This window comes from Bacillus paramycoides (genome assembly GCF_038971285.1).
In the GTDB taxonomy this organism is placed as follows: Bacteria; Bacillota; Bacilli; order Bacillales; family Bacillaceae_G; genus Bacillus_A.
Window position 1 is genome coordinate 1,206,595 of record NZ_CP152427.1, and the last position, 15,676, is coordinate 1,222,270.

The following is a 15,676-nucleotide window of genomic DNA, read 5'->3' on the forward strand; positions in this document are numbered from 1 at the left end:
TGACAGATTTTAAAGTAGAGGAGATGTTTGCTGTGAGCAATAATCCAAGGCAAAATTCATATGACCTGCAGCAATGGTATCATATACAGCAACAACACCAATTGCAACAACAGGCATATCAAGAACAATTGCAACAACAAGGATTTGTGAAGAAAAAGGGATGTAATTGTGGGAAAAAGAAGAACACAATAAAACACTATGAAGAATGAAACACTCATGTTACTGTGAGTGTTTTTTATTATACATATAAAAAGCGGTATTTCTAATGAAGAAATACCGCTTTTTACTAGCTAATTTGTGCAACTGTTAATGCTGCAGCACGGATGTCTACGGTTCCAATTAACTCAACTGGTACAATTTGAATTAAATCGCCAGGATTTAAGTTAATAAGAATAACACCGCTGGATACGTCTACTTCACCAGTACCAATAACGTTAGAACGAACTGCTGTACCTGATCCAGGAATAATGTTAGCTGGTGTATTTAATGATAAGAAGAAACGACCAGCTTCTGGTGCAACAGGTGAGTTATCAAGACTAATTGTTAATGTATAACTGATTTGATAAATACCAGCTCGTAGAATTCGAATGCCATCTCCAACACTTACTGTATCATTTATTACAGGAACAGTAATGTTTGGGTTTGGACTTACGCTAGGTAATAGTAATGGTGTAAATAGTGAAGCGAATTGAGGTGCAGAAGCGTTGAAAGCAAAACCAAAGGCAGGTAGTGTACTAGCTGGTTTCGCCTCGCAATCGATTTTAGTAAATTCGCAATCAGAAGAGAACATGTTTTTCACTCCTTTATCTGTTTCTACTTTCAGTTAATGAAAAGGACAGGTTCTATGTTCTAGACAAGTTCCCAATTTTATGAAAAATACATAATAATACCTTTTAAGCATGGATTGGGTGGCAGAAAACTCTGCCACCCAATCCATGCTTAAATTAATATTTAGTTTTATATAGAAACATCACGTAAGCATTGAATAGCGCAGAAACAACTTAAATCAACAGTAATACAAGTAGATGTCGACACTAACCTTGCATTTGGTACAGCTAAAAACGTACAGATTGGATCGTCGGTAGGTGGTACAGAGGTACCATCACCTAAAACTACAGTCAATACACGGAGTACAGCACAGTCATCATCATCTATACTCTCTACACGGAAAATTGGAGATCGGCAGCTAGTAAGGCTTGCAGATGGTGCAAATGCTTCAAAAGGTGTTCCGGCTTTTGTGTATAAAATAAAAGGGCGTGTATTTGCTACTGATGCATTGTTATGTGCTCCTAAAAATGGAACTTCGCAACCAGATCCACATGTTGTCGTTGCACAGTCTTGCAGTTCATTTATAAAACGAACAACATTAGATACACAGTTGAAATCAAAATCATGGTGATGATGGTCTTCGTTACAATTGCAGCTCATTATGTTCACTCCTTCTCGTGAGTTCTGACATACACTATTACAATATGAATCGGATATGGCTGATATTACGTTAATTATCATGATGAAAACAAGGAATTTATATAGGAGGGATGTACATAATGCAATATAAAAAAAGACATCCTTATTTCGCGGATGTCTTTTCAGGTAAATCTTTTCGTACAGTATATAAAAAACGAGATATATCTAGTTTTTTTCCTCTGAAAAATTGCGGAGAGGAAATGTAAAGTTCTTCTTTCGCACGTGTAATGGCGACATAAAGTAAACGGCGTTCTTCTTCTAAAGCTTCAGAAGTCTCTGTAACACGATCATTTGCATCTTTTAAAGAAGAAGTATGGGGCAGAATACCATCGCTCGCTCCAAGTAAAAAGACGCATGGAAATTCAAGACCTTTTGCGTTATGAATAGACATAAGCGAAACAGCATCTTTTTGCGGCATTGTTTTTAATGCTTCCATTTCCTTTTGACCTTGAATTGCTTCATTAATAAATTGTAAATAAGCTGGAATATCGGTGAAACGATTTGCCGACTCCATTAATTCTTCTAACATTTCTTCTTGTATATCTTTATGCATCGTAAAGGAAGAACGATCGTTACTTTGTAAGTACTCTAAATACTTTCCTTTACCATGAATAATTTCTTTTAATGCTTTTTTCGGTTCTAATTCTTTTATAAATTTAATAAAATCGATACGCTCATTTACCTTTTTTACTTGAAAAGGTTTTAAGCTCGGATTTAATAATAAGAAATGGAGAAGAGAAGGAAAACGGCCTTCACCATATTTCCATTGTTCACGTTCAATAAAGGAAATACAATCATCCCGCCCGATATACATCGTTGGTAATATATTTGAAAGTGATTCTACTCGAAACGGCTCAATCACCAGTCTTAAATGATCTAATACAGGCTTAATTAAAGAATGTTCATAAAATGACTGACTCGCACCGTGCTTAATAAACGGGATTTTATGAATGGTAAGCTGATCAAGTAATGAACGGCTTACAGAATGTGTGCGATACAGTAAACAAAAATCTTTATAGTTTCGTTCACCGCTGTCTACCTTTTCTTGAATGAGCTGCAAAATTTGATTTGCTTCATCAAGAGTCGTAGCCGGTCTTGCGTAAAAAGGTTGTACACCTTCTTCACGTACAGAATATAGCTCTTTATCAAATCGTTCTTGATTTAGTTTGATCACTTCATTTCCAAGTCCGACGATGAAAGGATTGGATCGATAATTTGTATTAAGTGCGATAATCGTAGTGTTATCGAATTCTTTTGGAAAAGATAAAATAATTTGATGACTTGCTCCTCGCCAGCCGTATATCGCCTGATCATCATCACCAGCGATAAACAAATTATTTCTTGGCGAAGCTAACAATTTTACAATTTCATATTGTGCATACGATGTATCTTGAAACTCATCTACTTCAATATAGTGGAAACGTTGTTGTAATTGGGTAAGCAAAGGAGTGTTATTTTCTAACATATAATATGTTTCTAATAAGATGTCATCGAAATCAATATAATTATATCGTTGTTTCACTTCTTCAAAACGCTCGTATACTTCTTTGAATTCTTGTTCAACAGGTGTTTTTGCTTGTACATCTTTCGGACGATTTAATTTGTTTTTCTCAAGTGAAATCATCGCGAGCATCGTTTCAGCATCATAATCGTCTTTTAAACGTAATTCTTTTAAAATTTTCTTTATCATAATTTGTTTATGTTTTTCGTTTGCTAAAATTTGCTGATTATATCCTTGACTACGAAGCAATTTTAAAAAGACAGAGTGGAACGTACCAGCAACTACGTAGCTACTTGTGGCATGATTCATACCTGGTAAATTCGCTACACGATTTCGGATTTCTTCAGCCGCTTTTTGTGTAAATGTAAGCAATAAAATATTTCGCGGATGAACTTGTTTTACATTTACTAAATAACCTACGCGAGTTGTTAAAACAGATGTTTTCCCGCTTCCGGCACCAGCCAATGTCAGAACAGGACCTTCTGTCGTTCGTACGGCCTCTAATTGTTTTTCGTTTAAAAATACATTTTGTTGTTCGAGAGCGCGAAAATACGCCGCATCTGCATCTTCTTCCATAATTAAATGGGTAGATGTTTTTGGAATATGATATGTTGCACGCGGAATATCAGCGTGCGTTAATGATTTTTGTGAAAATTTTTCTTGTGTCATATATTCACCTTCAAAACTATAGCATCAACATTTAACTTTAGCGGAAGAAAAAGAAAATAGCAATGTAAAAAACAGGAGGGGGTACCTCCTGTTTTCAAATTACAATTCTTTTATCATAACGATGTGAGGAATATTTGCTTCCATGAATACATCAGAACTCGTTACATATCCAAGCTTCTTATAGAAATCTTCAGCATGTGTTTGAGCATGCAACTTCAATTTTGGTAGCGAGTGTTCTTTCGCATATGCTTCAAGTGCATCCATAACAATTTTTCCAATGCCTTTTTTACGATGGGAAGCTAGTACGCAAATGCGTTCCATTTTTCCAACCCCATCAATGGTGCGAAAACGCCCAGCACCAACGGGAACATCATTATCATATATAACAACGTGTATAGAAGTTTCTTCAAACTCATCATACTCTTCTTCGGCAGAAACTTGCTGCTCATTCACAAATACTTGCTTACGTACAGAGAATGCATCTCTTAGTTGTTCGTCCGTTTGTACGATCTGTGCTTGCAAATTAGTTGTTCCCCTTTCCAAGGTGGAATGTTTCGTGTACAGTCCATGTTCCGTTTTCTAATTGATATAGAAGATGGAAGCGGTCAATTGGTTGTTCATAATAGAAATCCTTCATACGTAATCGACCTAGTACATCAGCATGCTCTGCATCAGATAAGCCTTGTCCGATTGTTAAATGAGGTACGAAAGCGTATTCGCGTTCTTGTGTAAAGAACCCGCTGTGCATTTCCTCATTTAAGAAAGTAAGTTCCGGTGTTTTTTCTACTTTAAAATAAAGAACATTATTAACAGGTGCGAATGAACCAACTTTTCCAACATGAAGGATAAAAGGGTTCGTTTTACTTGCGATTGTATGTAACTCGTTTACAATCGATTCTAATTGTTCATCTTGCGTCTCAAAGGGTGTTTTCAATGTAATATGTGGCGGAACTAATGCGTAGTGGGGATCATAACGTTTACGCAATCCGTTCGCTTTATCTTGAATCATTTTAGATGGAAAAATTACAATGCCTAATTTCATGTTCCAATTCCTCCCTTTGTAAGTCTAGTTAGATTTTGAGAAAATAACTCTCTTAAACTATTATATCAAATTATTCTGAATACTGCTCTCTATTATTTCATTGATAGCATATGAGAGAAAGCCTTCGGTAAATCAGTTTGCCAATATTTCCACGTATGATTACCTTCAAATTCCTCGTAATGCGTGATGAAATTTCTATCTGTCAGAAGCGTATTAAGCTCACGGTTCGGTTGTACGAAATCAGATACTTGTCCATCCGTGCGCTTTACAGCTGTTTCTTCTGTTCCAATGACGTGATAAAGTTCTAGCGCCTCCGGATTTTTGAATTCTTTTGCAAAATTCATCACTGTTTCATCCACAAATGGTGATTGCATAACGACTTTACCGAATGTATGCGGATACATAAGTGCAGTCATAAAGGAAACTGTTCCGCCAAGAGAATCACCAATTAACACACGACCTTTTCCCATTTGGTACGTTGGATAATTTTCGTCGATATATGGTGCAAGTTCATGAGCAAGGAAACGAATATAAGCAGCGTTTTTTACTTCATTTGGGAAATATTTTTCTTTACGATCGTGTACATTTTTATATGGAATACCGACAATAATTGTACGGTCAATTTCTTCAGTTTCACGAAGGCGCTCAATTACACGGTGCGCTTTACCAAGCTGAAAATAATCTCTACCATCTTGTGCAATGACCACTGTATGTTTGTGCAGTGGTGTGTAATTTACTGGTAAGTAAACGAGAAGTGTAACATCTTCTTGAAGTGATGCACTATAAAATGAAATCTCTTCAATTCTCCCTATTGTTTGATTCATGTGGATCCCCCTAAATAAAAATTTACTGTAATGATTGTAAGAGCGACGCTTGTAGTGAAAAAGAAAGAAATATTCACTAATAGGTGCTTTCGTTTCTATTTTACCATAATGGTACGAAGAATCTAAAAAATTAGTATTTAAGTTATGAAAGAAAACGGATATAATGAAGTGGGATTTTTGACAGGTGAGAGGGGAGACGGAATTTGAAACAAGAAAGATCGATTGCACTACCATTAGCTATTTCCATTATAGCCATTTCATTCGCAGCAGTTTTTGTAAAGATGTCCTCAGCACCATCTTCCATATTAAGCATGTATCGATTATGGATTATCGTACTTATTATGTTGCCTATCGTTTGGAAAAAACGGGAAGAGTTTAGTAAGATTCAAATAAAAGATTGGGGATTTTTAATTGGATCTGGTTTCTTTTTAGCACTTCATTTTCTTTTATGGTTTGAATCTTTAAAGCATACGACAGTTGCGAGTTCGACGATTATATTAGCGCTTCAGCCAATCGTATCTTTAGTTGGAGGTTTTTTCTTATTTAAAGAAAGAACAACATACTCAGCCATTGCGACAATGGGAATTGCGATATTAGGCGTAATGTGTATTGGGTGGGGAGATTTAGGACTAAGTGAACAAGCAATTTATGGAGATATATTATCCTTTTTAAGTGTAATAGCAGTTGTCGGTTATTTATTTATCGGGCAAACGACAGTGAAGAAAGTATCACACTGGATTTATAGCTTTACAGTCTTTGCATTCGCAGGCATTTTTATGGGGATTTATAATATAGTATTGCAAGTGCCTTTTACAGGTTATACGAAGTGGGATTGGACCGTTTTTCTTTTACTTGCGGTCGTGCCGACAGTGTCACACGTCATTAATAACTGGCTATTAAACTACGTAAATGCAACAACAATTTCAATGAGTATTTTAGGTGAACCAGTTGGAGCATCAATACTAGCTTTCTTCTTACTCGGGGAAAGATTAAATGCCATGCAAATTATCGGTAGCATCCTCGTATTGTTTGGTGTATCTGTTTTCTTACTACAGCAACAAAAACGAACAGCAAAAAATGTAGTAAACGAGCCGGCGTATACACAGGAATTATAATGTTAAGAGAGAAAAGAGAGGTTGTGATACTTCTCTTTTTGTTTTATAGAAATACGGGCGTGGAAGGGGGAGGGAAATGGAATTTCCATCCAAAAAAGATGTATGGTTATATTCGATTTTTTTCGTTGTCATTGGAGCGTGTTTTGCTCCCCTATTTGCAGGTAGAGAATATGTTCTTTTATTTTTTACAATCCCATTAGCCATATTATTTATGTGGAGTTGGTTTTCGACAACATACATCGTCGAGGAAGAAACAATTACTATTAGATCCGGTTTCGTGAAAAAGCGCATATTGATACGAGATATAAAACAAATTTCAAATACGAAAAATCCAATTGCGGCTCATGCTTTATCATTTGATCGACTTGAAATTGTTTACGGCGCGCATCAAACAGAAATTATTTCTCCTAAAGATAAAGCGTAATTCATCAATCTTGTTATAAGTAAAAATCCACACATTGAAATGAAGTAAAAGAGTGGCTTAGAAGCCACTCTTTTACTTTGGATTTGTCATATAAGGCTGTACATGAATCATACATAGATCACGGAACTTTCCTTCAGCAGTTGTGACAATTATGACTGCTCTTCCGGCACTTTTTCCAGTAATCGTTACCGTATCCCCATTTGGATACATTGTGATGACATCAGCATTCATATTTGTCCAAATAAGTTCTTTATTCGTCGCTTGCATCGGCAACACGGAAGCTGATAACTCAGTGCTTTGTCCCGTTCTTATTTTCAACTTATTTTTTTCCATATGAACACCAATGACTGAAATAACAGAAGGAGCAATTGAAATTTTAGGTGGATTAGGTTGTATGTTTAAACAAGACGTAGAAGTATTTGTGATAGGTGAAAATTTTCGTGTTTGTTGTTGCTGGAAAGCTGCTAACATGTTGGAGTCCCCTTTCTGTATAAGTGCTGATAGTATTACTATAAAGGAGTAGTGTTATGTTTAATTTAACGAAACATAAAGAAATTGTTAAATTCGAGCAGAAGATTGTCGAACTTTGATAAAGTGAAACTTTAATCAGTGGGGGTCTTACTGCACGTTAATGCGGGATAAAAAGAAAGCTCTGCTGATACGATAACAGCAGAGCTTTCCCTCTATAGATTATGACTATGTTGTTTTTCGAAATTCTCAAATTGCTCTTCAACTTCTTTTGAAGGTTGTGTTAGTAAACTAACAATTACGATAGCTAGTAAACTAATAGCGAAACCTGGAATCATTTCATATAAGAAATCTTTTAAGAATTTGAATTGAGTCCATATAATAACAGTAGCGGCACCAGAAATCATACCAGCAAGCGCGCCCCATTTCGTCATACGTTTCCAATATAAGCTTAATAAAATAGCAGGTCCGAATGAAGAACCGAATCCAGCCCAAGCATATCCAACAAGAGCTAAAATCGTATCGTTTTGTTTAAGTGCTAATGCACATCCAATTAAAGCAATAACAAGAACAGCCATACGACCGACAAATACAAGTTCTTTATCAGAAGCATCACGCTTAAAGAATGTTCTATATAAGTCTTCTGTTACTGCACTCGAAGTAACGAGAAGTTGAGAAGAAATTGTACTCATAATAGCTGCTAAAATAGCTGCTAATAAAAATCCAGTAATAAGTGGATGGAATAAAATAGTGCCAAGTTCAACGAAAATCGTTTCTGGATCAGAAAGTTTTAAACCTGCTTTTGAATAGTATGCAATACCGATAAGTCCAGTAAACATAGCTCCGACAACAGAGAAAATCATCCAGCTCATCCCAATACGTCGTGCGCTTTTAATTTCTTTTACAGAAGAAATCGCCATAAAGCGTACGATAATATGTGGTTGTCCAACATAACCAAGGCCCCATGCGAATAATGAAATAATCCCTAATACAGAAGTACCTTTAAAAATATCTAATAATGCCGGATCGATAGATTTAATTGTTTCAAATGCTGGACCAAGTCCATTTACGTGCATAATTGTTACGGCTGGAACAAGAATAAGAGCGACTACCATAATGATTCCTTGTACGAAGTCTGTCCAACTTACAGCTAAAAATCCACCAAATAATGTGTAAGCTACGACAACTCCACCAACGATAAGAAGCCCAACATGGTAATTGAGTCCAAATGAATTTTCGAATAATACAGCGCCAGAGACAAATCCTGAAGCTACATAAAACGTGAAAAATATCATAATAACAAGTCCAGATACTAGGCGTAGCATATGAGATTTGTCGTGGAAACGGTGTTCCAAAAATTCTGGGATAGTAATAGAGTTGTTTGCAATTTCAGAGTAGGTACGTAAGCGAGGAGCGACATAGATCCAGTTTGCGTATGCGCCTAATGTTAGGCCGATCGCAATCCAGCTACTACTTAATCCAACGCTAAACATTGCACCGGGTAAGCCCATTAAAAGCCAACCACTCATATCAGCTGCTCCAGCACTTAATGCTGTTACTGCGGGGCCTAGTGTACGCCCGCCAAGCATATAATCTGTTAAGTTGGATGTTTGCTTATAAGCGAAATAGCCGATAATTAGCATCCCGAGCATGTAAATAGAGATAGAAGTTAAAATTAACATCTGCGTACTCATGTAGTTCCCCTTTCTTTTGTCATGTCTTTTGATGCGTTATGCATATTTATAATCTATCATGATTATTCTGAAAAATCCATACAGAAATATGAATTTTCAGAAATGTAAGCGTTTTTTGATGTCATTTTACTTTTTTAATATATAATATTCATACAAAAAACCTTATTTTTAATAGAGTATTTATTATATTTACATAAAAAGAGGTTGTTTTGTCAATATAATATTGAAAGGAGAGAAAAATAAAATTTTTTAAAAAGTATTGACTTATGAAAAAAGTTAAGTCTATAATGAGTGCAACTTAAAAAAATGCAAGCGTTGATGAAGAAGAGTACACATGATGAACATGTCAGAGAGCTGATGGTTGGTGCGAATCAGTATGGAATTGATGTGGAATGGGCTTCGGAGCTTCCAAACCGAAACGAAAGAAGTAGGCTTTGGCGACATGATCTCATCGATACAAGAGACACGTATTGTTTTTGATACGGTAAAGTGCGTTACATTCGTAACGAATTAAGGTGGCACCACGGGAGTACCCGTCCTTTCTATAGGATGAGTACTCCCTTTTTGTGTACAAAAAATTAAATAAATGAAATCGTTGAAGTAAGAAGAGTACGTATATTGGAGACGTTACAGAGAGCCGGGGATAGGTGGGAGCCCGGTGCGGTGCCATATACGGAATGGGCTTACGAGAGGTATGCTGAACAATTATTTTCAGTAGGCAACCCGGGTTCCGCCGTTACAAGGATAAGGTATATATTTTGTACCTGAATAAAGCGGGATGCTTTTGCGTCCAACATGAGGTGGTACCACGGTAAATTTATCGTCCTCTACATATTTTCGATATGTAGGGGACTTTTTTATTTTTCAGATTGAGGTGAAAGGCATGATAACAAAAGAGGAATTTATGAAGCAAAAAGAACAGGGAAGAGCATTTTTAGTAATCGCTGAAGAAGAAGGAGATAGCATTACGCCAATTTCTTTATATAGACGTATGAAAGGAAAGAAAAAGTTTTTATTAGAAAGTTCGCAGCTTCATCAAGATAAAGGACGCTATTCTTACTTAGGATGTAATCCATATGGTGAAGTGAAAAGTGTTGGTACGGAAGTAGAACGAACGATTTACGGCCGGGCAGAAAAGTTACAATGTAACGTACTACAAGTGTTAGAAGGAGAAATCGCGTCAGCTCAAGTAGACAGTCCATTCCCGTTTTGTGGAGGAGCAGTTGGTTATATTGGCTATGACGTCATTCGTCAATATGAAAACATTGGAGCGGATTTACATGATCCATTGAATATTCCAGAAGTACACCTTTTACTGTACCGTGAGTTTATCGTGTATGACCACTTACGCCAAAAATTATCATTTGTATATGTATGCAGGGAAGATGATTCAGCAGATTATGAAGAAGTATATGAAAGATTGCAAGTATATAAAGAGCAAGTGTTACAGGGAGAAGAAGCGGAAGTAACTGAAATAAGATCAACATTATCATTCACTTCTTCTATAACAGAAAAAGAATTTTGCGCGATGGTAGAAACGGCGAAAGAACATATTCGGGCCGGGGACATATTCCAAGTCGTATTATCCCAGCGTTTGCAAAGTGAATGTATTGGTGATCCATTCGCGTTATACCGAAAACTACGAATTGCCAATCCATCACCATATATGTTCTATATCGATTTTCAAGATTATGTTGTACTCGGTTCTTCGCCGGAAAGTTTGTTATCAGTAAGAGAGGACAAAGTGATGACGAATCCAATTGCTGGTACGAGGCCGAGAGGGAAGACAAAGCAGGAAGATACGGAAATTGAAAAAGAGCTGTTAGAAAATGAGAAAGAACGAGCGGAGCATATGATGCTTGTGGACCTTGGGCGGAATGATATTGGCAGAGTGAGTGAAATTGGATCCGTGACGATAGATAAATATATGAAAGTAGAAAAATACTCTCACGTTATGCACATTGTATCTGAAGTTTACGGAAAATTGCGAAAACAAATGAGTGGATTTGATGCATTAGCGTATTGCCTACCAGCAGGAACAGTGTCAGGCGCTCCGAAAATTAGAGCGATGGAAATTATAAACGAGCTAGAGACTGAAAAAAGAAATGTTTACGCCGGTGCAGTTGGATACGTTAGTTTTTCAGGGAATCTTGATATGGCACTTGCGATTCGAACGATGGTCGTAAAAGATAAAAAAGCACACGTTCAGGCAGGAGCGGGCATTGTTTACGATTCAGACCCAGTAGCTGAATATGAAGAAACGTTAAATAAAGCGAGAGCGCTTTTGGAGGTAATGAAATGATTGTACTGATTGATAATTACGATTCATTCACATATAACTTGTATCAACTGTTAGGGGAATACGAAGAAGATATTGTAGTCGTAAGAAATGACCAAATAACGATAGAACAATTAGAAGAAATGAAGCCGAAAGAAATTGTACTTTCACCAGGGCCAGGAAAACCAGAGGATGCTGGCATTTGTATCGAAGTGATTCGACATTTTTATAAGAACGTTCCCATATTAGGTATTTGCCTTGGTCATCAAGCGATTATATCAGCATTTGGAGGAGAGATTGTAAGAGCAGAACGTATTAAACACGGAAAAACATCACGTGTGAAACATAATGGAACTTCAATCTTTTCATATGTAACACAGCCATTAACGGCGATGCGCTACCATTCCCTTGTTGCAGCACAAACGAGCTTGCCAGAGTGTTTTGACATACTAGCGACAGCGATGGACGACGGAGAAATAATGGCAGTTCGTCACAATTATTATCCGCTATTCGGATTACAGTTTCATCCGGAATCAATCGCAACAGAAGAAGGCGGAAAGTTAATACGTGCCTTTTTAGGCGAAGTGAAAGAGGAGGAAAGAGTATGAATAACTATCTTCGTAAATTAGTGGAGGGGCAACATTTAACAGAAGAGGAAATGTATAGAGCAGGGCTTCTTTTATTAAATGAAAACATATTGGAAAGTGAAATTGCAGCTTTCTTAGTATTACTGAAAGCGAAAGGTGAAACAGCAGAAGAAATATACGGCCTCGTTCGAGCGCTTCGTGACAAGGCATTACCATTTTCGAACCATATACAAGGAGCGATGGACAATTGCGGGACAGGTGGTGACGGTGCCCAAACGTTTAATATTAGTACAACATCGGCATTTGTACTGGCGGGAGCTGGTGTAAAGGTTGCCAAACATGGTAATCGTGCTGTTTCTAGTAAAACAGGAAGTGCAGATTTATTAGAAGAACTCGGTGTAAATATTAGCAGTACGCCAAACGAAATTGATTATTTATTAGAGCATGTCGGAATCGCATTTTTATTCGCACCAGCGATGCATCCAGCATTAAGACGCATTATGAAAATAAGAAAAGAATTAAACGTGCCGACGATCTTTAACTTAATTGGCCCTTTAACAAATCCGGTGAATTTAGAAACACAATTTGTCGGCATTTATAAACGAGATATGTTACTACCAGTTGCGCAAGTATTACAGAAACTAGGAAGAAAACAAGCGGTTGTCGTAAACGGGAGTGGTTTTTTAGATGAAGCATCATTACAAGGAGAAAATCACGTTGTCATTTTAAAAGATAATGAAATAGTAGAAACGAGTATTGAACCTGAGAAATACGGTTTCAAAATAGTGAAAAATGAAGAGATTAGAGGCGGGAATTCGAAAGAGAATGCAAAGATTACGCTCGGAGTATTAAGCGGAGAAAAGAGTGTTTACCGCGATACTGTTTTATTCAATGCAGGTCTAGCTCTTTTTGCAAATGGAAAAACGGAAACGATTGAAGAAGGAATTACACTAGCGGCGCATAGCATTGACTCTGGAAAAGCATTAGCCAAACTAAACTTATTAATTGCAGCAAGTAATGAGAAATTAGAAAGGGTGAATTAACGTGGGGACGATTTTAGACAAAATTGTAGACCAAAAGAAAAAGGAAATTGCGGCATTATATGAAACGTATACACCAGTAAAAGAAAGTAGAAAGACACATTCACTTGTAGAAGCATTACAGCAGTTTACTGTCATTGCAGAAGTAAAGCGAGCGTCACCATCAAAAGGAGATATTAATTTACACGTTGATGTACGAAAACAAGTGAAAACATATAAAGAATGCGGCGCAGGAGCAGTTTCTGTTTTAACAGACGGTCAGTTTTTTAAAGGATCGTTTCATGATTTACAAACGGCGAGAGAAGAAAGTAACATTCCACTTTTATGCAAAGATTTCATAATCGATAAAATTCAAATTGATAGAGCGTATGAAGCTGGCGCAGATATTATTTTACTAATCGTAGCGGCGTTAACGAAAGAGAAGTTAAAAGAGCTGTATAGTTACGTACTAGAAAAAGGATTAGAAGCAATTGTTGAAGTTCATGATGAGCAGGAATTAGAAATTGCGATCCAATTAAATCCGCACGTTATCGGTATTAACAATCGTAATTTAAAAACGTTTGAAGTGGATTTAAGCCAAACGGAAAAGCTCGGGAAACGATTAAATGAGGAGAAATTACTTTGGATTAGTGAAAGTGGCATTCATTCAAAAGAAGATATTATCCGCGTCAAGCGAGCCGGAGCAAAAGGTGTATTAGTTGGGGAAGCGCTTATGACATCATCTTCTATTCGCACCTTTTTTGAAGATTGTAAGGTGAACATATGAAAGTGAAAATTTGTGGTATCACTGATATCGAAACGGCAAAACGTGCTTGCGAATACGGAGCTGATGCACTCGGATTTGTTTTTGCAGAAAGTAAGCGAAAAATTACTCCAGGGCTAGCGAAAGAAATCATTCAGGAACTTCCAGCAAACGTGTTAAAGGTCGGTGTTTTCGTAAATGAATCAGTAGAGGTAATCCAGAAAATTGCAGATGAATGCGGGTTAACGCATGTGCAACTACATGGAGATGAAGATAATCATCAAATTAAGAGATTGAATATTCCGTCTATAAAATCACTTGGGATAAATTCAGAGAATGATTTGAAAAATGCTCAAGCATATGAAACGGATTATATATTGTTTGATAGCCCGAAGGAAAAGTTTCACGGAGGAAATGGAAAGACATTTTCATGGGAGCTACTCACACATATGCCAAAAGAGTTACGCGAGAAAACGATATTAGCTGGTGGATTAAACGCTCTTAATATAGAAGAAGCGATTCGAACGATTCAGCCATACATGGTCGATGTAAGTAGCGGAGTGGAGACAGAAGGAAAGAAAGATGTAGAGAAAATAAAACAATTCATTAAAAAAGCGAAGGAGTGTTCTAAATGAATTACGCATATCCAGATGAAAAAGGTCACTACGGTATATACGGAGGACGATATGTTCCAGAAACGTTAATGCAATCTGTATTAGAACTAGAAGAAGCATATAAAGAAGCGATGCAAGATGAAGCGTTCCAAAAGGAATTAAATCACTATTTGAAAACGTACGTCGGAAGAGAAACACCGCTTTATTTCGCTGAAAATATGACGAAGTATTGCGGCGGTGCAAAAATTTATTTAAAACGTGAAGATTTGAACCATACAGGAGCTCATAAAATTAACAATACAATCGGTCAGGCATTACTTGCAGTACGAATGGGCAAGAAAAAAGTTGTCGCTGAAACAGGAGCAGGACAACACGGAGTCGCGACAGCTACTGTATGTGCCCTACTCGGGTTAGAATGCGTCATTTTTATGGGAGAAGAAGATGTAAGACGTCAAAAATTAAATGTGTTCCGAATGGAATTACTCGGAGCGAAAGTAGAAAGTGTAGCGGCAGGTAGCGGCACATTAAAAGATGCGGTGAACGAGGCGCTTCGCTACTGGGTTTCACACGTGCATGATACACACTACATTATGGGATCTGTTCTCGGACCGCATCCATTCCCGCAAATTGTTCGTGATTTCCAAAGTGTAATTGGGAAAGAAACAAAAAAACAATATGAAACGTTAGAAGGGAAATTACCAGAAGCAGTCGTTGCTTGTATTGGCGGCGGTAGTAATGCGATGGGAATGTTTTATCCGTTCGTGCATGATGAAGAAGTCGCTCTTTATGGAGTAGAAGCAGCTGGAAAAGGCGTTCATACAGAAAAGCACGCAGCTACTTTAACGAAAGGAAGCGTTGGTGTTTTACACGGATCGATGATGTACCTTCTGCAAAATGAAGAAGGACAAATTCAAGAAGCTCACTCTATTTCAGCAGGACTCGATTACCCGGGTGTTGGACCAGAACATAGTTTATTAAAAGATATTGGCCGCGTTTCTTATCATTCCATTACAGATGATGAAGCGTTAGAAGCATTTCAATTATTAACGAAAAAAGAAGGAATTATTCCAGCTTTAGAAAGCTCACATGCTGTCGCATATGCATTAAAATTAGCGCCGCAAATGAAGAAAGACGAAGGGCTTGTCATTTGTTTATCTGGCCGCGGAGATAAAGATGTAGAGAGTATAAAACGTTATATGGAAGAGGTGTAA

At 37.2% G+C, this 15,676-nt stretch carries 17 protein-coding genes and 2 other annotated features; of the genes, 9 read left to right on the forward strand and 8 right to left on the reverse strand.

From position 1 onward, the window contains the following. Positions 1-23: 23 nt before the first annotated feature. Positions 24-209, forward strand: a complete 186-nt coding sequence (locus AAG068_RS06230; RefSeq protein ID WP_063224588.1) for a hypothetical protein — start codon at positions 24-26, stop codon at positions 207-209. A gap of 77 nt (positions 210-286) precedes the next feature. On the opposite strand, the gene exsF is transcribed toward AAG068_RS06230, so the two are convergent. The 6 genes from exsF to AAG068_RS06260 all read right to left on the reverse strand — a co-directional run bounded on the left by exsF (position 287) and on the right by AAG068_RS06260 (position 5,503). Next, on the reverse strand, positions 287-790 hold the full coding sequence (gene exsF / locus AAG068_RS06235; RefSeq protein ID WP_044795500.1) for an exosporium protein ExsF: 504 nt from the start codon (positions 788-790) through the stop codon (positions 287-289). A gap of 167 nt (positions 791-957) precedes the next feature. After that, on the reverse strand, positions 958-1,428 hold the full coding sequence (cotY, locus tag AAG068_RS06240) for a spore coat protein CotY (protein ID WP_342718570.1): 471 nt from the start codon (positions 1,426-1,428) through the stop codon (positions 958-960). A 142-nt stretch (positions 1,429-1,570) separates the two neighbouring features. Further along, positions 1,571-3,637 carry an ATP-dependent helicase gene (locus AAG068_RS06245; RefSeq protein WP_342718571.1) on the reverse strand — a complete coding sequence of 689 codons (2,067 nt, stop codon included), beginning with the start codon at positions 3,635-3,637 and terminating at the stop codon, positions 1,571-1,573. A 99-nt stretch (positions 3,638-3,736) separates the two neighbouring features. Next, positions 3,737-4,159, reverse strand: a complete 423-nt coding sequence (locus tag AAG068_RS06250) for a GNAT family N-acetyltransferase (protein ID WP_342718572.1) — start codon at positions 4,157-4,159, stop codon at positions 3,737-3,739. Position 4,160: 1 nt separating this feature from the next. Beyond that, positions 4,161-4,679, reverse strand: a complete 519-nt coding sequence (locus AAG068_RS06255) for a YjcG family protein (RefSeq protein WP_342718573.1) — start codon at positions 4,677-4,679, stop codon at positions 4,161-4,163. A 92-nt stretch (positions 4,680-4,771) separates the two neighbouring features. Next, positions 4,772-5,503 carry an alpha/beta hydrolase gene (locus AAG068_RS06260; RefSeq protein WP_342718574.1) on the reverse strand — a complete coding sequence of 244 codons (732 nt, stop codon included), beginning with the start codon at positions 5,501-5,503 and terminating at the stop codon, positions 4,772-4,774. Between the two features lie 203 nt (positions 5,504-5,706). On the opposite strand from AAG068_RS06260, the gene AAG068_RS06265 reads away from it, so the two are divergent. Together AAG068_RS06265 and AAG068_RS06270 are read left to right on the forward strand one after the other, a co-directional pair. Beyond that, positions 5,707-6,618 (forward strand): DMT family transporter, encoded by a 912-nt coding sequence (locus AAG068_RS06265; RefSeq protein WP_098857332.1) that lies wholly within the window; start codon positions 5,707-5,709, stop codon positions 6,616-6,618. Positions 6,619-6,694: 76 nt separating this feature from the next. Then, positions 6,695-7,042, forward strand: a complete 348-nt coding sequence (locus AAG068_RS06270; protein ID WP_342718575.1) for a PH domain-containing protein — start codon at positions 6,695-6,697, stop codon at positions 7,040-7,042. A gap of 72 nt (positions 7,043-7,114) precedes the next feature. Here AAG068_RS06270 and AAG068_RS06275 read toward each other — a convergent pair whose 3' ends face one another. Both AAG068_RS06275 and putP read right to left on the reverse strand, forming a co-directional pair. Continuing rightward, positions 7,115-7,513: an Ig-like domain-containing protein gene (locus AAG068_RS06275; protein WP_342718576.1), complete on the reverse strand. Its 399-nt coding sequence runs from the start codon at positions 7,511-7,513 to the stop codon at positions 7,115-7,117. A gap of 212 nt (positions 7,514-7,725) precedes the next feature. Further along, positions 7,726-9,204, reverse strand: a complete 1,479-nt coding sequence (gene putP, locus AAG068_RS06280; RefSeq protein ID WP_342718577.1) for a sodium/proline symporter PutP — start codon at positions 9,202-9,204, stop codon at positions 7,726-7,728. A gap of 306 nt (positions 9,205-9,510) precedes the next feature. Then, positions 9,511-9,748 (forward strand) — a binding site (T-box leader). 42 nt (positions 9,749-9,790) lie between these two features. Beyond that, positions 9,791-10,035 (forward strand) — a binding site (T-box leader). Positions 10,036-10,087: 52 nt separating this feature from the next. Here putP and trpE point away from each other — a divergent pair. Genes trpE through trpB form a run of 6 tightly spaced genes read left to right on the forward strand, consistent with a single transcriptional unit; the run spans position 10,088 to position 15,676 of the window. Then, the gene (gene trpE, locus AAG068_RS06285; protein ID WP_342718578.1) at positions 10,088-11,506 is read left to right on the forward strand and encodes an anthranilate synthase component I; all 1,419 of its coding nucleotides are present in this window, start codon (positions 10,088-10,090) and stop codon (positions 11,504-11,506) included. Beyond that, positions 11,503-12,090, forward strand: a complete 588-nt coding sequence (locus tag AAG068_RS06290; protein WP_342718579.1) for an aminodeoxychorismate/anthranilate synthase component II — start codon at positions 11,503-11,505, stop codon at positions 12,088-12,090. The genes trpE and AAG068_RS06290 overlap by 4 nt, the downstream gene beginning before the upstream one ends. Beyond that, on the forward strand, positions 12,087-13,112 hold the full coding sequence (trpD, locus tag AAG068_RS06295) for an anthranilate phosphoribosyltransferase (protein ID WP_342718580.1): 1,026 nt from the start codon (positions 12,087-12,089) through the stop codon (positions 13,110-13,112). Before AAG068_RS06290 ends, trpD begins: the two co-directional genes overlap by 4 nt. Before the next feature lies 1 nt (position 13,113). Next, positions 13,114-13,875 carry an indole-3-glycerol phosphate synthase TrpC gene (trpC, locus tag AAG068_RS06300; protein ID WP_342718581.1) on the forward strand — a complete coding sequence of 254 codons (762 nt, stop codon included), beginning with the start codon at positions 13,114-13,116 and terminating at the stop codon, positions 13,873-13,875. After that, on the forward strand, positions 13,872-14,486 hold the full coding sequence (locus tag AAG068_RS06305; RefSeq protein WP_342718582.1) for a phosphoribosylanthranilate isomerase: 615 nt from the start codon (positions 13,872-13,874) through the stop codon (positions 14,484-14,486). The genes trpC and AAG068_RS06305 overlap by 4 nt, the downstream gene beginning before the upstream one ends. Continuing rightward, the gene (trpB, locus tag AAG068_RS06310) at positions 14,483-15,676 is read left to right on the forward strand and encodes a tryptophan synthase subunit beta (protein WP_342718583.1); all 1,194 of its coding nucleotides are present in this window, start codon (positions 14,483-14,485) and stop codon (positions 15,674-15,676) included. The genes AAG068_RS06305 and trpB overlap by 4 nt, the downstream gene beginning before the upstream one ends.